General features: G+C 55.9%; 22 protein-coding genes and 1 other annotated feature. Of the genes, 16 read left to right on the forward strand and 6 right to left on the reverse strand.

What is annotated here, in order from left to right; translation table 11 throughout:
- Positions 1 to 28 precede the first annotated feature (28 nt).
- Positions 29 to 358, forward strand: coding sequence for a trp operon repressor (trpR, locus tag IB212_RS03285; protein ID WP_041911282.1), 330 nt, complete (start codon positions 29 to 31; stop codon positions 356 to 358).
- On the opposite strand, the gene yjjX is transcribed toward trpR, so the two are convergent.
- Positions 349 to 864, reverse strand: a complete 516-nt coding sequence (gene yjjX / locus IB212_RS03290; RefSeq protein WP_041911281.1) for an inosine/xanthosine triphosphatase — start codon at positions 862 to 864, stop codon at positions 349 to 351. The genes trpR and yjjX overlap by 10 nt on opposite strands.
- Positions 865 to 914: 50 nt before the next feature.
- On the opposite strand from yjjX, the gene gpmB reads away from it, so the two are divergent.
- Positions 915 to 1,562 (forward strand): 2,3-diphosphoglycerate-dependent phosphoglycerate mutase GpmB, encoded by a 648-nt coding sequence (gpmB, locus tag IB212_RS03295; RefSeq protein WP_008502057.1) that lies wholly within the window; start codon positions 915 to 917, stop codon positions 1,560 to 1,562.
- Here gpmB and robA read toward each other — a convergent pair.
- Positions 1,559 to 2,428 (reverse strand): MDR efflux pump AcrAB transcriptional activator RobA, encoded by an 870-nt coding sequence (gene robA / locus IB212_RS03300; RefSeq protein ID WP_028015450.1) that lies wholly within the window; start codon positions 2,426 to 2,428, stop codon positions 1,559 to 1,561. The genes gpmB and robA overlap by 4 nt on opposite strands.
- A gap of 211 nt (positions 2,429 to 2,639) precedes the next feature.
- Here robA and creA point away from each other — a divergent pair, with 211 nt between their 5' ends.
- From creA to creD, 4 genes are read left to right on the forward strand one after another with little or no spacing between them, the layout of a single operon-like run.
- Positions 2,640 to 3,110 carry a protein CreA gene (creA, locus tag IB212_RS03305; protein WP_014882476.1) on the forward strand — a complete coding sequence of 157 codons (471 nt, stop codon included), beginning with the start codon at positions 2,640 to 2,642 and terminating at the stop codon, positions 3,108 to 3,110.
- Between the two features lie 14 nt (positions 3,111 to 3,124).
- Positions 3,125 to 3,814: a two-component system response regulator CreB gene (gene creB / locus IB212_RS03310; RefSeq protein WP_041911280.1), complete on the forward strand. Its 690-nt coding sequence runs from the start codon at positions 3,125 to 3,127 to the stop codon at positions 3,812 to 3,814.
- The gene (gene creC / locus IB212_RS03315) at positions 3,814 to 5,238 is read left to right on the forward strand and encodes a two-component system sensor histidine kinase CreC (RefSeq protein WP_041911279.1); all 1,425 of its coding nucleotides are present in this window, start codon (positions 3,814 to 3,816) and stop codon (positions 5,236 to 5,238) included. The genes creB and creC overlap by 1 nt, the downstream gene beginning before the upstream one ends.
- Positions 5,239 to 5,294: 56 nt before the next feature.
- Positions 5,295 to 6,647: a cell envelope integrity protein CreD gene (gene creD / locus IB212_RS03320; protein WP_041911278.1), complete on the forward strand. Its 1,353-nt coding sequence runs from the start codon at positions 5,295 to 5,297 to the stop codon at positions 6,645 to 6,647.
- Positions 6,648 to 6,693: 46 nt separating this feature from the next.
- Here the strand turns inward: creD and arcA are convergent, their stop codons facing one another.
- Positions 6,694 to 7,410, reverse strand: a complete 717-nt coding sequence (arcA, locus tag IB212_RS03325) for a two-component system response regulator ArcA (protein WP_003856501.1) — start codon at positions 7,408 to 7,410, stop codon at positions 6,694 to 6,696.
- Positions 7,411 to 7,505: 95 nt separating this feature from the next.
- On the opposite strand from arcA, the gene yjjY reads away from it, so the two are divergent.
- The 7 genes from yjjY to IB212_RS03360 all read left to right on the forward strand — a co-directional run bounded on the left by yjjY (position 7,506) and on the right by IB212_RS03360 (position 14,318).
- Positions 7,506 to 7,646, forward strand: coding sequence for a protein YjjY (gene yjjY, locus IB212_RS03330; protein WP_085928893.1), 141 nt, complete (start codon positions 7,506 to 7,508; stop codon positions 7,644 to 7,646).
- 399 nt (positions 7,647 to 8,045) lie between these two features.
- Positions 8,046 to 8,732, forward strand: coding sequence for a tRNA/rRNA methyltransferase (locus IB212_RS03335; protein WP_041911277.1), 687 nt, complete (start codon positions 8,046 to 8,048; stop codon positions 8,730 to 8,732).
- Between the two features lie 211 nt (positions 8,733 to 8,943).
- Complete coding sequence (gene thrL / locus IB212_RS03340) at positions 8,944 to 9,012, forward strand: thr operon leader peptide (protein ID WP_015572623.1); 69 nt, start codon at positions 8,944 to 8,946, stop codon at positions 9,010 to 9,012.
- Positions 8,951 to 9,068, forward strand: a sequence feature (Thr leader region). It overlaps the preceding gene by 62 nt.
- 25 nt (positions 9,069 to 9,093) lie before the next feature.
- On the forward strand, positions 9,094 to 11,556 hold the full coding sequence (gene thrA, locus IB212_RS03345; protein WP_041911276.1) for a bifunctional aspartate kinase/homoserine dehydrogenase I: 2,463 nt from the start codon (positions 9,094 to 9,096) through the stop codon (positions 11,554 to 11,556).
- Position 11,557: 1 nt separating this feature from the next.
- Positions 11,558 to 12,487 (forward strand): homoserine kinase, encoded by a 930-nt coding sequence (gene thrB / locus IB212_RS03350; protein WP_041911275.1) that lies wholly within the window; start codon positions 11,558 to 11,560, stop codon positions 12,485 to 12,487.
- Between the two features lie 3 nt (positions 12,488 to 12,490).
- Complete coding sequence (thrC, locus tag IB212_RS03355) at positions 12,491 to 13,777, forward strand: threonine synthase (RefSeq protein WP_041911274.1); 1,287 nt, start codon at positions 12,491 to 12,493, stop codon at positions 13,775 to 13,777.
- A gap of 247 nt (positions 13,778 to 14,024) precedes the next feature.
- Positions 14,025 to 14,318 (forward strand): DUF2502 domain-containing protein, encoded by a 294-nt coding sequence (locus IB212_RS03360; protein ID WP_028015459.1) that lies wholly within the window; start codon positions 14,025 to 14,027, stop codon positions 14,316 to 14,318.
- 32 nt (positions 14,319 to 14,350) lie between these two features.
- On the opposite strand, the gene yaaA is transcribed toward IB212_RS03360, so the two are convergent.
- Both yaaA and IB212_RS03370 read right to left on the reverse strand, forming a co-directional pair.
- A complete protein-coding gene (gene yaaA, locus IB212_RS03365) occupies positions 14,351 to 15,124 on the reverse strand; it encodes a peroxide stress protein YaaA (RefSeq protein WP_028015460.1) in 774 nt (257 codons plus the stop codon).
- Positions 15,125 to 15,190: 66 nt separating this feature from the next.
- Positions 15,191 to 16,621: a sodium:alanine symporter family protein gene (locus IB212_RS03370; protein WP_041911272.1), complete on the reverse strand. Its 1,431-nt coding sequence runs from the start codon at positions 16,619 to 16,621 to the stop codon at positions 15,191 to 15,193.
- Positions 16,622 to 16,883: 262 nt separating this feature from the next.
- Between IB212_RS03370 and tal the strand changes: the two genes are divergently transcribed.
- From tal to IB212_RS03385, 3 genes are all read left to right on the forward strand, one after another.
- Positions 16,884 to 17,837, forward strand: coding sequence for a transaldolase (gene tal / locus IB212_RS03375; RefSeq protein ID WP_003856481.1), 954 nt, complete (start codon positions 16,884 to 16,886; stop codon positions 17,835 to 17,837).
- A 110-nt stretch (positions 17,838 to 17,947) separates the two neighbouring features.
- Positions 17,948 to 18,535, forward strand: coding sequence for a molybdopterin adenylyltransferase (mog, locus tag IB212_RS03380; protein ID WP_041911271.1), 588 nt, complete (start codon positions 17,948 to 17,950; stop codon positions 18,533 to 18,535).
- 122 nt (positions 18,536 to 18,657) lie between these two features.
- On the forward strand, positions 18,658 to 19,980 hold the full coding sequence (locus IB212_RS03385; protein WP_041911270.1) for an MFS transporter: 1,323 nt from the start codon (positions 18,658 to 18,660) through the stop codon (positions 19,978 to 19,980).
- Here the strand turns inward: IB212_RS03385 and satP are convergent.
- On the reverse strand, positions 19,957 to 20,523 hold the full coding sequence (gene satP, locus IB212_RS03390; protein ID WP_041911269.1) for an acetate uptake transporter: 567 nt from the start codon (positions 20,521 to 20,523) through the stop codon (positions 19,957 to 19,959). The genes IB212_RS03385 and satP overlap by 24 nt on opposite strands.
- Between the last annotated feature and the right edge of the window lie 41 nt (positions 20,524 to 20,564).

Consider the following 20,564-nt stretch of genomic DNA (forward strand, 5'->3'; position numbering starts at 1 on the left):
CGCTAAAGAGTACAAGAGGCAGCATAACATGACCCAGCATTCCCCGTATTCCTCGGCAATGGCCGAACAGCGTCACCAGGAGTGGCTTCGTTTTGTGGAGCTGCTTCGCCAGTCTTACGAGCAGGATTTGCACCTACCCCTCATGCAGCTGATGCTTACGCCGGACGAGCGTGAGGCGCTGGGCACGCGCGTGCGGATTATTGAAGAGCTATTGCGCGGTGAGATGAGCCAGCGCGAGCTGAAAAACGAGCTGGGCGCGGGCATCGCGACGATCACCCGTGGATCGAACAGCCTGAAGTCTGCGCCGGTTGAGCTGCGCCATTGGCTCGAGTCAGTCTTATTGAGCGATCAACGATAAATGGCGTTATGAAACGGGCTCAGCGCCAGGATCACCGCCTGATGGTAAACCCCTGAACGCGTGAGCTTACCCGCCGTAAAGACGCCAATCGCCCCTTCTTTACGCCCAATCTCATCAATGCCGGTGTACTGTGACATCACCGGCCCGAGCGCTTCACCTGCACGGACTTTTTCCAGAATGATCTCCGGCAGCGGCAGGGTGGCTGAGCGCGCTTCGCCGCGCTGCTCACGGCTTTCAATCACCACCCAGCTAAAGGTTGCGCCTTCGTCGATGCCTGCTTCAATGGCGACCCAGAAGTCAGCCTTCGGGGCCGCGGCTTTTGCATTTGCCACGCGATTTCGTGCGCCAGCGCGCGTTTCCTCGCTGCCAAACGGCTGTTCAGGTACGCCACTCTCGACGCCGATGGCCTCAATATGGCAGGATCCTTCGCCGAAAATCTCTTCAAAAGCCTTTAGAATTGCCTGAATTTTGGCAGGATTGGTGGTAGCAGAGACAACATGGTGCATAATTAAGCTCGATTCAAAAAAAACTCATCGCAGTATAACGGAAAAAAAGCATGTTACAGGTATACCTTGTTCGCCACGGTGAAACGCAGTGGAACGCCGAGCGACGTATTCAAGGCCAGTCAGACAGTCCGCTCACCGAGAAGGGTGTGCAGCAAGCGTGGCAGGTGGCGGAACGCGCCAGAACGCTGGGCATTACCCACGTTATTACCAGCGATTTAGGTCGCACACAGCAGACGGCGCGCATCATTGCCGACGCCTGCGGCTGCGATGTGATGCTTGAGCCGCGCCTGCGCGAGCTGGATATGGGCGTGCTGGAAAAGCGCCATATTGATACGCTGACGGAAACGGAAGAGGGCTGGCGCCGCACGCTGGTGAACGGTACCGAAGATGGTCGTATTCCTGAAGGGGAATCCATGCAGGAGCTGAGCGTGCGTATGCATGCCGCGCTGGCGGAATGCCTCAAGCTTCCGGCAGGCAGCCGTCCGCTGCTGGTGAGTCACGGTATCGCGCTCGGCTGCCTGGTGAGCACCATTCTGGGGTTACCGGCTTACGCTGAGCGTCGGTTACGCCTGCGTAACTGCTCCATTTCCCGGATTGATTATCAGGAAAGCGCGTGGCTGGCGTCGGGCTGGGTCGTGGAGATGGCAGGGGACATTTCGCATCTCGATGCCCCTGCGCTTGATGAACTGCAGCGTTAACGACGGACAGGAATCAAGAATTCCATACGCAGATTGATTGGGCCTTCTTCCGGTTTGGCATCCTGCGCCGGGTAGTAGCGCTCGATATCCTGACCTTTACGGCGATTCAGATTCAGCATTGGCATGCACGTTCCGTAAACGGTCAGGATAAACTCCTGGACGCCCGTACCCAGTCCTTCATACGAGAACATCACGTACTCGCCGCCTTCCAGCACGACCGGCTTCGAACCCTGAATGTAGCCATTCGCCAGCTCCGGCGTCAGCGCGGTGGTGTAAAACACCTCCTGCTCGTCGTCTTTTTCCTGGCTTGGGTGCGTTTCGTTGAGGCCATACAGGATCGGCGGAATGGCCGGCGCATGGCTCAGGAAATCGCGCCAGAACTGGACGCGCATCTGATGGCGGAACTCAGAAATCTGCTCCAGAGAGCACGAGTAGCTCTGGGTTGTACCGATCAGATGGGTTTCCGGCAGAGTGACCATTTCGTATTTCGGCATCGCGAACTCGCCCAGACGCAGCGGCGGACGCATACCAAACGAGCTCCAGTCAGGCGAGCGGCGATAGAGCGCTGGCGTCAACGAGAACTGTTTTTTAAAGGCGCGGGTGAAGGTCTGCTGCGAATCAAAACGGTACTGCAGGGCAATATCCAGAATTGGCCGCGCGGTCAGGCGCAAAGCCACCGCAGATTTCGATAAACGACGTGCGCGAATATAGGCACCGATAGCATGACCGGTGACATCCTTGAACATCCTTTGCAGATGCCACTTGGAATAGCCCGCTTTAGCCGCCACATTATCCAGTGACAAAGGCTGGTCGAGATGACCTTCCAGCCAGGTGAGCAGGTCGCGAATAATTCCAGCCTGATCCATATACTATCCTCATCCTTAAAACAGCAGGTGCCTGATAACAGGTTAGCGGATAATAGCATTTTTTGATGTTTTAGCATTCAGTGTTTTTTTTGCGCATTAATGCCTTTTCTCTCTCATTTTGGGTGAATATATTCTAATCCTGTGATCTTGCTACATTTTTGACTAACGTGTTGAATAATCGCTCAATGCAATTTTAAAGAATGGTAACAATATGAAATACAAGACTTTGCTTCTTACTGCCCTGTTGCTGGTAGCGGGCCGTGCGGCGCAGGCGGAACAGATTGGTTCTGTCGATACCGTGTTCAAAATGTTCGGTCCGGACCACAAAATTGTGGTGGAGGCGTTTGACGATCCGGACGTGAAAAACGTCACCTGCTACGTCAGCCGCGCGAAGACGGGCGGTATTAAAGGCGGCCTGGGGCTGGCGGAAGACACTTCCGATGCGGCAATCTCCTGTCAGCAGGTGGGACCGGTTGAGCTGAGCGATAAAATCAAAAACGGCAAAGCGCAGGGCGATGTGGTGTTCCAGAAACGGACCTCACTGGTGTTTAAAAAGCTGCAGGTGGTTCGTTTCTATGATGCAAAACGCAACACCCTGGCCTACCTGGCGTATTCCGATAAAGTGGTGGAAGGGTCACCGAAAAACGCCATTAGTGCGGTGCCGATTATGCCGTGGCATTAATTCAGGGATGAACCATGCAACGACCTGTAGTCTGGCTGGTTGAAGACGAAACCAGTATCGCCGATACGCTTATCTACATGCTTCAGCAGGAAGGATTTGCAGTAAAAGCGTTTGAGCGCGGTTTACCGGTGCTGGAGGCGGCGCGCCAGCAGGCTCCGGCGCTCGCCATTCTTGACGTCGGGCTGCCGGACATCAGCGGCTTTGAGCTCTGCCGCCAGCTTCTGGCGCAGCATCCGTCACTGCCCGTGCTGTTTCTGACGGCACGCAGTGACGAAGTGGATAAACTCCTCGGCCTGGAAATGGGCGCAGACGACTACGTCGCCAAGCCTTTCTCCCCGCGTGAGGTGTGCGCCCGGGTAAGGACCATTTTACGGCGGATGCAAAAATGCGTCGCGCCAGCGGAGACGGTGCGTATCGGACAGTTTGAGTTGAACGAAGCTGCCGCCCGAATTAGCTGGTGCGGTGAAGCATTACCGCTCACGCGCTATGAGTTTTTGCTGCTTAAAACGTTACTACAGGCTCCGGGACGGGTTTTCTCTCGGCAACAGTTAATGGACAAGGTGTGGGGCGAAGACGGCGACAGTTACGATCGTACCGTGGACACTCACATCAAGACCCTGCGCGCCAAGCTGCGGGCAGTGAATGAGGAACTGTCACCCATCAGCACCCATCGCGGTATGGGCTATAGCCTGGGGCTTTATTAATGCGCATCGGAATGCGTTTGCTGCTGGGGTACTTCCTGATCGTCGCCATCGCCGCATGGTTTGTGCTGTCGATCTTTGTTCAGGAAGTGAAGCCCGGCGTGCGCAGGGCAACCGAGGGCACGTTGATCGATACCGCGACCTTGCTCGCCGAAGTTGGGCGTGAGGATCTTCTTTCGGGCAATGCGCAGCAGGGCAGACTGGCGCAGGCCTTTTTACAGCTCCATCAGCGGCCTTTCCGCGCCAATATCGGCGGCATTCATAAGGTGCGCAACGAGTATCACGTCTACATGACCGATGCGCAGGGCCGCGTCGTGTTTGATTCTGCCGGCCTGGCCGTGGGGCAAGATTACTCTCGCTGGAACGATGTCTGGCTGACGCTTCGCGGCCAATACGGCGCGCGCAGTACCCAGAGCCATCCCGACGATCCGGAGAGCACGGTGATGTATGTTGCCGCACCGGTTGTGGAGCAGGGCAAGATTATCGGCGTGCTGTCGGTCGGGAAACCTAACAGTGCGATGGCGCCGGTTATCCAACGCAGCGAGAGGCGGATTCTGTGGGCTGGCGGGGCGCTGCTTGGCATTGCTTTACTGATCGGTTTTCTCGTCGCCTGGTGGATCAATCGTTCCATCAGTACGTTATCGCGCTATGCCGACTCGGTGACCACTGATACGCCTCTCCCGCTGCCTAATCCAGGCAGTAGCGAACTGCACAAGCTGGCTCAGGCGCTGGAAAATATGCGTATTCGCCTTGAGGGGAAAAACTACATTGAACATTATGTCCATGCGCTGACCCACGAGCTGAAAAGCCCAATAGCCGCCATACGCGGCGCGGCAGAAATTCTCACCGAGCAGCCGCCGCCGCAGGTGGCCGCGCGGTTTATCGATAATATTCTGGTGCAAAACGCGCGTATGCAGTCGCTGGTTGAAAAACTGCTGACTCAGGCGCGGCTTGAAAATCGGGTCGAGATTACGCCCCAGGCCGTCCGCGTCGACCTGCTGTTTACACGGCTTGCCGACGCGCGTTCGGCGCTATTGGCGGCAAAAAAGATTGCGCTGACCCTCCAGCCCGCTTCGCTTCTTGTTGAAGGCGATCCCGACCTGCTCGAACAGGCGCTCGGTAATTTACTGGATAATGCTATCGATTTTACCCCACAGGGCGGTGCCATTGAACTGGCGGCCCAGGAAGAGCAGGGGCAGATACGGCTGATCGTCACCGACAGCGGAAGCGGGATCCCGGATTATGCGCTGGAGCGTATTTTTGAGCGCTTTTATTCCCTGCCGCGCGAGAACGGGTTGAAAAGTAGCGGACTCGGGCTGGCGTTTGTTCAGGAGGTGGCGCGTCTGCACCACGGAGAGATTACATTGCGTAATCGTGATGAAGGTGGCGTGATAGCCACGCTGACACTTCACCGTCCCTTCACATAACTTCAAACTGGCCCCACACAGCCTGGTTACGCTCTCCACATCACAAAGGAGACGTAATGATGAAATCCCCCCTGTTCTGGAAAGTAAGCACCCTGCTGGGGTGCATCCTGCTGTTGTTAGTCCCACTGTTTATGGTGAGTAACCTCATTTCAGAGCGTGAAAGCTACCGCAACGATGTCGAAAATACGCTTCGCCAGAGCACCAGCGGGCCGCAAAAATTGGTCGGCCCGCTGATTGCGATCCCGGTAACCGAGGTTTTTTATAAGTTAGAGGATGAGAAAAAAGTCGAGTACAAGAAAAGCTATATGCATTTTATCCTGCCGGAGTCTCTGCGCGTTGAGGGTAACCAGCGCGTTGAGTCGCGAAATATTGGCATCTATGACGGACAGATCTGGAATACCGACCTCAACATAAAAGCCCGATTCAACACGGAAAAAATGACGCAGCTGAAAGGGGAGTCGATGACCCTGGGGCAGCCGTTTATCGTTGTTGGCGTGGGCGATGCTCGAGGCATTGGCACGGTGAAAGTCTCTAGTATCAACGGCGAGACGCTAAGTGTGGAGCCGGGTACAGGCGTGTATGGCGCGCTTTCCGGTATCCATATCCCGCTGACTGACAAAGCGCTGGAATTAAAAACGTTTGCTATGGATATTTCGCTGAATCTGACGGGAACAGGAAGTTTCGCCGTGGTACCTGTAGGACGTAGCAGTGAAATGGCGCTGAACAGCAACTGGCCGCATCCTGGCTTTATGGGTAATTATCTGCCGGTGAAGCATAAAATTGGTGACGCCGGTTTTCAGGCGAACTGGCAGAGCAGCTGGTTTGCGAACAATCTTGAGAGCTGGTTCAACGGAAGTGAGTCGCCGTCATGGGAGTCGATCCCCGCCTTCAGCGTTACGGTAGCCACGCCCGCCGATCAGTATCAGCTGACTGACCGGGCGATCAAGTACGCCATTTTGCTGATTGCGCTGACGTTTATGGCCTTCTTTGTTTTCGAGACCTTAACCGGGCTGCGCCTGCATCCGATGCAGTATCTGCTGGTGGGGCTGTCGCTGGTGTTGTTCTATCTGGTGCTGTTGGCGCTATCAGAACATGTCGGGTTTACCCCAGCCTGGGTAGTTGCAAGCTTGGTTGGTGCGGCGATGAACGGAATGTACCTGCAGGCCGTGCTGAAAAGCTGGAAGCGCAGCGGACTGTTTGTGCTGGCCTTGCTGGGGCTGGACGTGGTGATGTGGTTCCTGCTGCGCTCGGAGGATAGTGCACTGCTGTTGGGGTCTGCGGTTCTCGCGCTGGCGCTGTTCGCCGTCATGTACCTGACTCGTCATTTCGACTGGTATTCGCTTTCACAGCCGAAGCGACCTGCGCCGCCCGCAGAGCCTGATAACGACACAATGCGGATCTGGAAATAAAAAAAAACGGCGCAAATGCGCCGTTTTTCATGCGTTAACTCCGGGATTATTCCTGCAGATCACCGCAGAAACGGTACCCTTCGCCGTGGATGGTGGCGATGATTTCCGGCGTATCAGGCGTCGATTCGAAATGCTTACGAATACGACGGATGGTCACGTCTACGGTACGGTCATGAGGCTTCAGCTCACGACCGGTCATTTTCTTCAGCAGTTCTGCACGGGACTGAATTTTGCCCGGATTTTCGCAGAAGTGCAGCATCGCGCGGAATTCGCTGCGCGGCAGCTTATACTGCTCACCGTTCGGGCTGATCAGCGAACGGCTATTGATATCAAGTTCCCAGCCGTTGAATTTGTAGCTGTCGACGCTACGACGCTCTTCGCTGACCGTGCCCAGGTTCATGGTGCGGGACAGCAGGTTGCGTGCACGAATGGTTAACTCGCGAGGGTTGAACGGTTTGGTGATGTAGTCATCCGCACCGATCTCCAGGCCAAGAATTTTATCAACTTCGTTATCACGGCCCGTCAGGAACATTAACGCGACGTTCGCCTGTTCACGCAGTTCGCGCGCCAGCAGAAGACCGTTTTTGCCCGGCAGGTTGATATCCATGATCACCAGGTTGATATCATTTTCAGAAAGGATCTGATGCATCTCTGCGCCATCGGTCGCTTCAAAGACATCGTAGCCTTCTGCTTCGAAAATGCTCTTTAACGTGTTGCGTGTTACCAACTCGTCTTCAACGATAAGAATGTGCGGGGTCTGCATGTTTGCTACCTAAATTGCCAACTAAATCGAAACAGGAAGTACAAAAGTCCCTGACCTGCCTGATACATGTCGCAAATTAACATGATCGGCTTAACGTGACTAAAGTACGTAATTGCGTTCTTGATGCACTTTCCATCAACGTCAACAACATCATTAGCTTGGTCTTGGGTACTTTCCCTTTGGACCCGACAGTGTCAAAAACGGCTGTCATCCTAACCATTTTAACAGCAACATAACAGGCTAAGTGACACCAGACACCCAATAAAACTACGCTTCGTTGACATATATCAAGTTCAATTGTAGCACGTTAACAGTTTGATGAAATCATCGTAGCCGAATGCTAGCCTTTGTCACAATTTTTCAATAAACCAACTAGTTGCGGAGATTGATTTATAAACAAAGCGAATCCAATCAGAACAGGGTATTCACGTTGCCATTATCATTATAAAACATAGGGATAATAGGCTTCTGTTAACATTCTAACTGATTGTTCAGACACAAAATAGTTTAGCGTCTTTAATTTGTTATGAAACGCTATTTCGGTGATTTGTGTTGCAAATTTGTAAATTCGTGCTGCGTAATATGTTGAAGTGCATCACACTTTTCTCCGCTAACTGATTAAAAAGAGAGCATAAATGCATCTGTCGATTGTACTGGTCGCTCCAGCCAGAGCCGAAAATATAGGCGCTGCGGCGCGTGCCATGAAGACCATGGGTTTTACCGATTTACGAATTGTGGACAGCACTGCGCACCTGGAGCCTGCCGCCCGCTGGGTGGCGCACGGTTCGGGGGATATTCTCGATAATATAACGACTTACGCTACGCTTGCCGACGCGCTGCATGACATTTCATTTACCGTTGCCACCACAGCACGCAGCCGGACGAAGTTCCACTACTACGCCACGCCTGCTGAACTGGTGCCCATGCTGGAAGAGAAAAGCCAGTGGCTTGAGAAAGCCGCGCTGGTATTTGGTCGTGAAGATTCCGGGCTCACCAACGAAGAGCTTGAGCTGGCGGACGTTCTCACCGGTGCGCCGATGGTAGCCGATTATCCTTCCCTGAATTTAGGCCAGGCGGTAATGGTCTATTGCTATCAATTAGCTTCCCTAATGCAAATCCCTCAACCCCAGACAGAAGCCGCCAATGAAAATCAGCTGGCCGCGCTTCGTGCTCGCGTAGAGCGTCTTTTATCGAGCCTTGGCGTTGCGGACGATCAAAAAATGGCCGACTGGCTACAGCAGCGCCTTGGACGTCTTGAGCAGCGGGACACCGCCATGTTGCACCGTTTGCTGCACGATATTGAAAAAAAATTGGCCGAGTAAAATGCTGTCATAAGTTTTTACTATGGCGAAATAGTCTGTCGTGGAGGGTTGCGGCTGGGGGATTCGGATGAAAATAAAACGTCACGCAGCGTGACGTGAACGTCCGCGGAATTGTGATCAAATTAAAAATTCATTGACTTAAGGTGCCCGATCCTTTAACCCTAAAAGAATACAGCACAGACAGATAATAATGACAGAGTACACAACATCCATGAAACGCATCAGCATCACCACCATTACCACAACCATCATCATTACCACAGGTAACGATGCGGGCTGACGCGTACAGGAAAAACAGAAAAAAGCCCGCACCTGAACAGTGCGGGCTTTTTTTTTCGGCTAAAGGAAACGAGGTAGAACCATGCGAGTGTTGAAGTTCGGCGGTACATCAGTGGCAAATGCAGAACGTTTTCTGCGTGTTGCCGATATCCTGGAGAGCAACGCCAGGCAGGGGCAGGTTGCGACCGTGCTCTCTGCCCCGGCAAAAATCACAAACCATCTGGTGGCGATGATTGAAAAGACCATCGGTGGCCAGGATGCACTCCCGAACATCAGCGATGCTGAGCGTATCTTCGCCGAGCTGCTGCAGGGGCTGGCAGAGGCACAGCCTGGTTTCCCGCTCGCGCAGCTGAAGTCCTTCGTTGAGCAGGAGTTTGCTCAGATCAAACATGTGCTGCACGGCATCAGCCTGCTGGGCCAGTGCCCGGACAGCGTCAACGCGGCGCTGATCTGCCGGGGCGAAAAACTCTCCATCGCCATCATGGCGGGCGTGCTGGAAGCGCGCGGCCACAACGTTACCGTGATCAATCCGGTTGAGAAATTGCTGGCAGCGGGCCACTACCTCGAATCTACCGTTGATATTGCCGAATCAACCCGCCGTATTGCCGCGAGCAAAATCCCCTCTGACCATATGATCCTGATGGCGGGCTTTACCGCAGGAAATGAGAAGGGTGAACTGGTAGTGCTGGGCCGTAACGGCTCCGACTACTCTGCCGCCGTGCTGGCCGCCTGTTTACGCGCAGACTGCTGTGAGATCTGGACTGACGTCGACGGCGTCTATACCTGCGATCCACGCCAGGTGCCGGACGCCAGGCTGCTGAAGTCGATGTCCTACCAGGAAGCGATGGAGCTTTCCTACTTCGGCGCCAAAGTGCTTCACCCGCGTACCATCTCCCCCATTGCCCAGTTCCAGATCCCATGCCTGATTAAAAACACCGGTAACCCGCAGGCGCCAGGCACGTTGATTGGTGCCAGCAGCGATGAAGATGGTCTGCCGGTGAAAGGCATTTCCAACCTGAATAATATGGCAATGTTCAGCGTCTCCGGTCCGGGGATGAAGGGGATGGTCGGCATGGCGGCGCGCGTTTTTGCGGCCATGTCACGCAACGGTATCTCGGTGGTGCTGATCACCCAGTCCTCTTCCGAGTACAGCATCAGCTTCTGCGTGCCTCAGGTCGACTGTCTGCGCGCCCGCCGCGCGCTGGAAGAAGAGTTCTATCTGGAGTTGAAAGAGGAACTGCTGGAGCCGCTCTCCATTCAGGAGCGCCTGGCGGTGATTTCCGTGGTTGGCGACGGTATGCGCACGCTGCGCGGTATCTCCGCCAAATTCTTTGCCGCGCTGGCGCGAGCCAATATCAACATCGTGGCGATTGCCCAGGGCTCGTCCGAGCGTTCAATCTCCGTGGTGGTGGATAACGATGACGCCACTACCGGCGTGCGCGTGGTTCACCAGATGCTGTTCAACACCGATCAGGTTATCGAGCTATTCCTGATTGGCGTGGGCGGCGTCGGCGGTGCGCTGCTGGAGCAGGTGAAGCGCCAGCAGGAGTGGCTCAAGAAAAAGCACATCGATCTGCGCGTCTGCGGAATTGCGAACTCGAAAGCGCTGCTTACTAACGTTCACGGTCTGAACCTGGAGAACTGGCAGGCGGAGCTGGAAGAAGCGAAAGAGCCGTTCAACCTGGGGCGCCTGATCCGTCTGGTGAAAGAGTATCACCTGCTTAACCCGGTTATCGTTGACTGTACCTCGAACCAGGCGGTGGCCGACCAGCACGCCGACTTCCTGCGCGAAGGCTTCCACGTGGTGACGCCGAACAAAAAGGCCAACACCTCGTCGATGGATTACTATCACCAGCTGCGCCTGGCGGCGAGCAAGTCGCGCCGCAAGTTCCTGTACGACACCAATGTCGGTGCCGGCCTGCCGGTCATCGAGAACCTGCAGAACCTGCTTAACGCGGGCGACGAATTGCAGCGTTTCTCCGGCATCCTCTCCGGCTCCCTGTCGTTTATCTTCGGCAAGCTGGATGAAGGGATGAGCCTGTCGGAAGCCACCCGTGCCGCGCGCGAGCTGGGCTACACCGAGCCAGATCCGCGCGACGATCTCTCCGGGATGGACGTGGCGCGCAAGCTGCTGATCCTGGTGCGCGAAACGGGCCGCGAGCTGGAGCTTTCGGATATCGTGATTGAACCGGTGCTGCCAGCCGAGTTTGACACCAGCGGCGATGTCAGCACCTTTATGGCGAATTTACCTCAGCTTGACGATGCCTTTGCCTCACGCGTTGCGAAAGCCCGTGATGAAGGTAAGGTATTGCGCTATGTTGGCAACATTGAAGAGGACGGCGTATGCCGGGTGAAGATTGCCGAAGTGGATGGTAACGACCCGCTGTACAAAGTCAAAAACGGCGAAAACGCCCTCGCGTTTTACAGCCACTATTATCAGCCATTGCCGCTGGTGCTTCGCGGCTATGGCGCAGGGAATGATGTAACGGCGGCGGGCGTGTTTGCCGACCTGCTGCGTACCCTGTCATGGAAGTTAGGAGTTTAAGATGGTTAAAGTATATGCCCCGGCTTCCAGCGCCAATATGAGCGTCGGATTTGACGTGCTGGGTGCGGCGGTGACGCCGGTGGACGGTTCGCTGCTGGGCGATACGGTAACGGTTGAGGCGGCAGAAAGCTTCAGCCTGAATAACGTCGGCCGTTTCGCCAGTAAGCTGCCGCCTGAACCACGCGAGAATATCGTTTATCAGTGCTGGGAGCGCTTCTGTCAGGAGATCGGCAAAAACGTGCCGGTCGCCATGACGCTGGAAAAAAGCATGCCGATTGGCTCGGGCCTGGGCTCCAGCGCCTGCTCGGTTGTCGCCGCGCTGGTGGCGATGAACGAGCACTGCGGCAAGCCGCTGAACAATAGCCGTCTGCTGGCGCTGATGGGCGAGCTGGAAGGACGCATCTCCGGCAGTATTCATTACGATAACGTGGCGCCGTGCTTCCTCGGCGGCATGCAGCTGATGATTGAAGAAAATGGCATCATCAGCCAGCAGGTGCCAGGGTTTGATGAATGGCTGTGGGTGCTGGCGTATCCGGGCATCAAGGTCTCTACCGCGGAAGCGCGTGCCATCCTGCCGGCGCAGTATCGTCGCCAGGACTGTATCGCCCACGGGCGTCACCTGGCGGGCTTTATTCACGCCTGCTACACCCGCCAGCCGCAGCTGGCGGCGAAGCTGATGAAAGACGTCATTGCCGAGCCGTACCGTACGAAGCTGCTGCCCGGCTTTAACGAGGCGCGACAGGCTTCAATGGATATCGGCGCGCAGGCGTGCGGCATCTCCGGCTCCGGCCCGACGCTGTTCGCCCTGTGCGATAAGCCAGACACCGCGCAGCGCGTGGCGGACTGGCTCTCTAAACACTACCTGCAAAATCAGGAAGGCTTTGTTCATATTTGCCGTCTGGACACGGCTGGCGCACGAGTACTGGGATAACAAATGAAACTCTACAACCTTAAAGATCATAACGAGCAGGTCAGCTTCGCGCAGGCGGTGACTCAGGGGCTGGGCAAAAATCAGGGGCTGTTTTTCCCGCACGACCTGCCGGAATTTCAGCTGACCGAAATCGATGAGCTGCTGAAGCAGGACTTTGTCACCCGCAGCACCAAAATTCTGTCTGCGTTTATTGGCGATGAAATCCCGCAGGCGCTGCTGGAAGAGCGCGTGCGCGCGGCGTTTGCTTTCCCGGCTCCGGTTAAGCAGGTGGAGCCTGACGTCGGTTGTCTGGAGCTGTTCCACGGCCCGACCCTGGCGTTTAAAGACTTCGGCGGCCGCTTTATGGCGCAGATGCTGACCCACATCAGCGGCGACAAGCCGGTGACCATCCTGACCGCGACCTCCGGTGATACCGGTGCGGCGGTGGCTCACGCGTTCTACGGCCTGAAAAACGTCCGCGTGGTGATCCTCTATCCGAAAGGCAAGATCAGCCCGTTGCAGGAAAAACTGTTCTGCACCCTCGGCGGCAACATTGAAACCGTGGCGATCGACGGCGATTTCGATGCCTGCCAGGCGCTGGTCAAGCAGGCGTTCGATGATGAAGAGCTGAAGGCCGCGCTGGGGCTGAACTCGGCGAACTCCATCAACATCAGCCGCCTGCTGGCGCAGATCTGCTACTACTTCGAAGCGGTGGCTCAGCTGCCGCAGGAAGCGCGCAATCAGCTGGTAGTTTCGGTACCAAGCGGCAACTTCGGCGACCTGACGGCGGGGCTGCTGGCGAAATCTCTCGGTCTGCCGGTGAAACGCTTTATCGCTGCCACCAACGCCAACGATACCGTGCCGCGCTTCCTGAAAGACGGCAAATGGGCGCCTAACGCCACGCAGGCGACGCTCTCCAATGCCATGGACGTGTCGCAGCCGAACAACTGGCCGCGCGTGGAAGAGCTGTTCCGCCGCAAGGTGTGGCGTCTGGGTGACCTGGGCTACGCTGCGGTGACGGACGAAACTACCAAAGCCACCATGCGCGAGCTGAAGGCTGTGGGCTACACCTCTGAGCCGCACGCGGCAATTGCTTACCGCGCGCTGCGCGACCAGCTTAACCCGGGTGAATATGGTCTGTTCCTGGGCACCGCGCATCCGGCGAAGTTCAAAGAGAGCGTGGAAGATATTCTGGGCGAAACGCTGCCGCTGCCAAAAGAGCTGGCCGAGCGCGCCGACCTGCCGCTGCTGTCTCATGAGCTGCCGGCGGATTTCGCGGCACTGCGGAATCTGATGATGACGCGCGCGTGATTTTGTTGCCCGGTGGCGCTACGCCTTACCGGGCCTACAACGACGAGATGACCGTAGGCCGGGTAAGCGCAGCGCTCCCCGGCTTTTTTATGAAGAAATTAAGGAGAAAAATTGCAGGAAAAAAGCAGAAATTTCCAATAAATGCGGTCACTTAGCGTTTAGGATTGCAGAGAATAACATCCACCGTTCCCCTCGCGTACTCTCCTTACATCGGCCCACGTTGGGCAAGAAGAATAAGGAGTCACCTGTGTCTACACTAAAACCTGCACTCATCGCGCTTTCTCTGGTGCTGGTCGCCCCCATGGCGGTACAGGCATCTGAAATTACTCTCGTACCTGCGGTAAAACTGCAGATTGGCGATCGGGACAATAGCGGGCATTACTGGGATGGCGGCCGCTGGCGCGACCACGACTGGTGGAAGGCGCATTATGACTGGCGCGATAACCACTGGCGTCCGCATGACGAGCATCGCGATCGTGATGACCGACACGACCATCATCACGACGACCACCGTCCGGGCCCGGACTGGAAGCACCATTAACGCAAAACCCCGCCAGATGGCGGGGTTTAGTTTTACTGCTCGTGGCGCTTAAATACCAGCTCACCTTTCCCTGACGACGCTTCGTCAAAGAAATAGCCGTCGGTGTTGAATCCCGTTAACTGCTCCGGCTTCGTCAGGCGGTTTTGAATGATGTAGCGGCTCATCAGGCCACGCGCTTTTTTCGCATAGAAGCTGATGACCTTGAACTTGCCGTTCTTCTCATCAAGGAAGACCGGCTTAACGATCTCCGCGTTCAGCTTTTTCGGCTTCACCGACTTGTAGTACTCATCGGATGCCAGGTTAACCACCACGTTATCACCCTGAGCATGCAGCGCCGCGTTCAGCTTGTCGGTGATGATGTCGCCCCAGAAATGGTAAAGGTCTTTGCCTTTGGCGTTTTCCAGGCGAATCCCCATCTCCAGACGATATGGCTGCATCAGATCCAGCGGGCGCAGTACGCCATACAGGCCCGACAGCATGCGCAGATGCTGCTGGGCAAAATCAAAGTCGGCTTCGCTAAAATCTTCCGCCTGCAGGCCGGTGTAAACATCGCCCTTAAACGCCAGGATCGCCTGGCGCGCGTTGGCGGGGGTGAAATCCGGGTGCCACTCGTGGAACCGGGTCGCGTTCAGGTCTGCCAGCTTGTCGCTGATGCTCATCAGCGAGGCGATTTGCGGCGCAGAGAGCTTGCGCGCTTCGCGGATCAGCTGTTGCGAATAGTCCAGCAGTTCTGGCTGGGTATAACGCTCGGTGGCGAGCGGGCTCTGGTAGTCGAGCGTTTTTGCAGGTGAAATCAGAATCAGCATATCCAGTCCTTGCAGGAAATTTAGAGCGACTTTAACAAAAAATCGCCCTGAATTGATCGATAGCTGTTATCGCCGGGGCAAATCATCCCAGGTGCCGGGGGCAAGCTGTGACTGAATTTCGGGATAGCGTGCGGCATCAAATACCGGGGGAACGCCCAGCTTGCGCTGGCGAAGATAATCCCTGGCAATAAGGTTCACTACGGGCGAGAGCAGCAGGATCGCCGTCAGGTTAGTGATTGCCATTAGCGCCATAATGACATCCGCCAGCTGCCAGACCAGCGGCATATTCAGAAGGGAGCCCGCGATCACCATCAGTACTACGCCCAGGCGAAGCAGGAGGATGGCAGGACGAGAGTCATATTTCAGGAAGATAAGGTTATTTTCGGCGTACAGGTAATTCACCACAATCGAACTGAAGGCGAACAGCATCAGAATGAGCGAGACAAATCCCGAACCCCAGCCGCCGGTCAGGTTCACCAGCGCCTGCTGGAGAAGCTGTATTCCGTCGATATCCGAGTCATGCGCCACAGGACCGGCCAGCAGGAGGATCATGGCGCTGGCGGAACAGATAATAACGGTATCCATAAACACGCCTATCATCTGCACGATACCCTGCGCTGCCGGGTGCGGCGGCCAGGAAGAGGCGGCCGCGGCGGCGTTGGGAGTGGAGCCCATCCCGGCTTCATTGGAGAACATGCCTCGCTGAAAACCTGCCATCAGCGCCTGGCTCAGGGTGTAACCCAGCGCGCCTGACGCTACCTCACGCCAGCCAAAGGCGCTTTTAAAGATGGTCGCAATCACGCCCGGAACCTGGTCGGCATGCAGCGCAGCGACGACCAGGCTCGCGGCAACCCAGAGCAGCGCCATGATGGGAACCAGCCACTGCATCAGGCGGGCAACGCCTTTCAGGCCGGCAGAAATGGTGAGCAAAACAAAGAGGGCTAAACCGATGCCGGTGATCCACTCCGGGCAGGAGAAGGTATAGCGCAGGGCATGGGCGACGGAGTTTGACTGCACGGTATTAAAAATAAGACCGTACGCGAGCAGTAAAAAAAGCGAGAACAGAACGCCCATCCAGCGCATTCCTAAGCCACGCGCCATATACCAGGCCGGACCGCCGCGAAACTGCCCGTTTCTGTCTTTCTCTTTGTAGAGCTGCGCCAGCGAACTTTCGGCAAAAGAGGTAGCCATTCCGAGAAGCGCCGTGACCCACATCCAGAACACCGCGCCTGGCCCACCGGCGCTGATGGCCAGCGCAACGCCCGCCAGGTTTCCGCTACCGAGGCGGGCAGCCAGGCTGGTACACAGCGACTGAAACGACGTTAATCCGCCCGGCTGGGGCGTGACGCTGTTTTTCAGACTTCTGCCAAACTTGCGAATATAGCGAAACTGGATAAACCCACTGCGTAGCGTAAACCAGATACCTGCTCCCAGAAGCAGGTAGATCATTATCGAACCCCAGAGGACTTCGTTAATAAAGAAAAGGAAATCAGGCATTAACGTCCCTCTTGTTGATGCCAACGTGAATATGTAAGCGCTACCACTGATTGGGCATGCTGTTGCTTAGCAGCCTGTTAATATTTTGAGTTTATCATACTCTGCCTAAGCGCACTGTCTGCGGTTGCGCTACCCCTCCGTCGTGTTATCATCAGGGCAGACCGGTTACATCCCCCTAACAAGTAAACCTGTCATTTTTCCGCTGCAGGCATGCTGTCGGTAGCGTGAATTATCCAGGGCACGTTAAAAGAGAAACACTATCATGACGGATAAATTGACCTCCCTTCGTCAGTTCACCACTGTCGTAGCTGACACCGGAGATATCGCGGCAATGAAGCTGTACCAGCCGCAGGATGCCACAACTAACCCTTCTCTGATCCTTAACGCCGCACAGATCCCTGAGTATCGCAAACTGATTGACGAGGCTGTGACCTGGGCGAAAGCACAGAGCAATGACCGTGCGCAGCAGGTTGTGGATGCTACCGATAAACTGGCAGTGAACATCGGTCTGGAAATCCTGAAGCTGGTTCCGGGCCGTATCTCTACCGAAGTGGATGCACGTCTCTCCTACGACACCGAAGCGTCAATCGCGAAAGCAAAACGCCTGATCAAACTGTACAACGACGCGGGCATCAGCAACGACCGTATCCTGATCAAACTGGCGTCGACCTGGCAGGGCATTCGCGCTGCCGAGCAGCTGGAAAAAGAAGGCATCAACTGTAACCTGACCCTGCTGTTCTCCTTCGCGCAGGCGCGTGCATGTGCGGAAGCAGGCGTGTACCTGATTTCTCCGTTCGTGGGCCGTATTCTGGACTGGTACAAAGCCAACACCGACAAGAAAGAGTACGCGGCGTCTGAAGATCCAGGCGTGATTTCCGTGACTGAAATCTACGAATACTACAAACAGCATGGCTATGAGACCGTGGTTATGGGTGCAAGCTTCCGTAACGTGGGCGAAATCATTGAGCTGGCTGGCTGTGACCGTCTGACCATCGCCCCTGCGCTGCTGAAAGAGCTGGCAGAAAGCGAAGGTGCTATCGAGCGTAAGCTGTCTTACACCGGCGAAGTGAAGGCGCGCCCGGAGCGCATCACCGAATCCGAGTTCCTGTGGCAGCACAACCAGGATCCAATGGCTGTAGACAAACTGGCGGACGGTATCCGTAAGTTTGCTATCGACCAGGAAAAACTGGAAAAAATGATCGGCGACCTGCTGTAATCATTCTGCGTGACCGGGCTCCCGGTCACGCGTCTTCTTCTGTCCTCTGTCTGAATTTTCCCTCTGCGTGTATCATTCCCTTTAATCAGTACTTTTTGAATGGAATGGATATGAATACCTTACGCATCGGCTTAGTGTCGATTTCTGACCGCGCCTCCAGCGGCGTTTACCAGGATAAAGGCATCCCTGCTCTGGAAGAGTGGCTGGCAAGCGCGCTGACCACCCCGTTTGAGATCCAGACTCGCCTTATCCCCGACGAACAGCCGATCATTGAGCAGACCCTGTGTGAGCTGGTGGATGAGATGAGCTGTCACCTTGTGCTCACCACGGGTGGAACCGGCCCCGCGCGTCGTGATGTGACGCCGGACGCGACGCTGGCTATCGCCGACCGTGAAATGCCGGGCTTCGGCGAACAGATGCGCCAGATCAGTCTACACTTTGTCCCGACGGCAATCCTTTCCCGCCAGGTGGGGGTGATCCGCAAACAGGCGCTGATACTGAACCTGCCGGGGCAGCCAAAGTCGATCAAAGAGACGCTGGAAGGATTAAAAGCCGAGGACGGTAGCGTCATCGTGCACGGCATATTTGCAAGTGTACCGTATTGTATACAGCTGCTTGACGGGCCGTACGTGGAAACTGACGACAAAGTGGTAGCAGCATTTCGTCCTAAAAGCGCACGCCGCGAGACAATCTCCTGAAATTTACTAAAATGTGACATTAGCGCCAGCTGCAGTAGCGTGTAAATGGATTTACGATATAGTAATTTTTTCTTTACGATTGCTGTAAAAAATAATCCACAACACATGCACAATGGTTCGCTATGTCACATAACACCCGACCTCTGAATCGACAGGACTACAAAACGCTTACGCTCGCCGCCTTAGGTGGCGCGCTGGAGTTTTACGACTTCATCATCTTTGTCTTCTTCGCCGCCGTGGTGGGGGCGCTCTTCTTCCCGGCGGATATTCCGGAATGGCTGCGTCAGGTGCAAACCTTCGGCATCTTTGCTGCCGGGTATCTGGCACGTCCGCTGGGCGGCATCGTCATGGCCCACTTTGGCGATCTTGTCGGGCGTAAGAAGATGTTTACCCTGAGCATCCTGCTGATGGCGGTGCCGACGCTGGCGATCGGCCTGCTGCCCACCTATGCCTCCATGGGCATTCTCGCCCCGCTATTGCTGCTGCTGATGCGCATTCTTCAGGGCGCGGCCATCGGCGGGGAAGTGCCGGGGGCCTGGGTGTTTGTGGCGGAGCACGTTCCTGCCCGCCGCATCGGGATCGCCTGCGGAACGTTAACGGCGGGGCTGACAGTCGGGATCCTGTTGGGGTCGGTGGTGGCGACGATAGTCAACACCAGCATGACGCAGCAGGCCGTGCACGACTGGGGCTGGCGTATTCCGTTCCTGCTGGGCGGGGCGTTTGGCCTGGTGGCAATGTACCTGCGCCGCTGGCTGCAGGAGACGCCGATTTTCCTCGAAATGCAGCAGCGTAAAGCGCTGGCGCAGGAGTTGCCGGTCAAAGCCGTTGTGGTGCGCCATAAAAAAGCGGTGGTGGTGTCGATGCTGCTCACCTGGCTGCTGTCGGCGGGCATCGTGGTGGTGATTTTGATGTCGCCGGTGTGGCTGCAGAAACAGTACGGTTTCGCCCCAGCCGTGACCTTACAGGCAAACAGTATTGCGACAATTATGCTCTGCTTTGGCTGTCTGGCCGCCGGGCTGGCGGCGGATCGTTTCGGTGCCAGCCTGACCTTTATTGTCGGCAGCCTGCTGCTGGCCGCGTCGAGCTGGGGGTTTTACCATCTTGCGGGCAGCCATCCTGAACAGCTGTTCCTGCTGTACGGCGTGGTCGGACTGTGCGTGGGCGTCGTGGGGGCTGTGCCTTACGTCATGGTGCGCGCCTTCCCGCCGGAGGTTCGCTTCACCGGGATATCGTTCTCTTATAACGTCGCGTATGCCATTTTCGGCGGGCTGACGCCGATAGTGGTCACGGTGATGATGGGGGTGTCGCCGATGGCGCCTGCCTGGTATGTACTCGCGCTCTCGCTGATGGGGCTGGGATTAGGGGTTTGGCTTCGTCAGGCGGGGGAATATCGTGCCCGCGAGGCGGGCACGACAGAGGGATCAGTGTTTTTCACCAATAGGTAAAATGGTGCGGTCAAACTGTTCGTTCAGCACTTCACCCATTGCCAGGTAGATAGCGCTTGCGCCGCACACCAGGCCAATCCAGCCTGCTACGTGAACGATGCCTTCGTTATCCGCCAGGTGGCCAATCGCCAGCAGGGCGAACAGCACGGTGAGGCTCAGGAAGACGAACTGCAGCGCGCGGTTGCCTTTCAGGGTGCCGAAGAACATGAACAGGGTAAAGACGCCCCACAGGCCCAGATAGACGCCCAGGAAGTGGGCGTTTGCCGCATCTGCCAGGCCCATTTTAGGCATCAGCAGGATGGCGACCAGGGTCAGCCAGAACGAGCCGTAAGAGGTGAAGGCAGTTAAGCCGAAGGTGTTGCCTTTCTTATATTCCAGCAGGCCCGCGAAGATTTGCGCGATACCGCCGTAAAAAATGCCCATCGCCAGGATTACGCCGTCCATCGGGAACATCCCGATGTTGTGCAGGTTCAGCAGAATGGTGGTCATGCCAAAACCCATCAGGCCCAGCGGAGCCGGATTAGCCAACTTAGTGTTGCCCATAAGTCCTCAAAAAAATCATCATTAAAATGGTGAAATGGTTT

Origin of the sequence: Enterobacter sp. E12 (assembly GCF_014596715.2) — a bacterium.
GTDB lineage: Bacteria > Pseudomonadota > Gammaproteobacteria > Enterobacterales > Enterobacteriaceae > Enterobacter > Enterobacter bugandensis.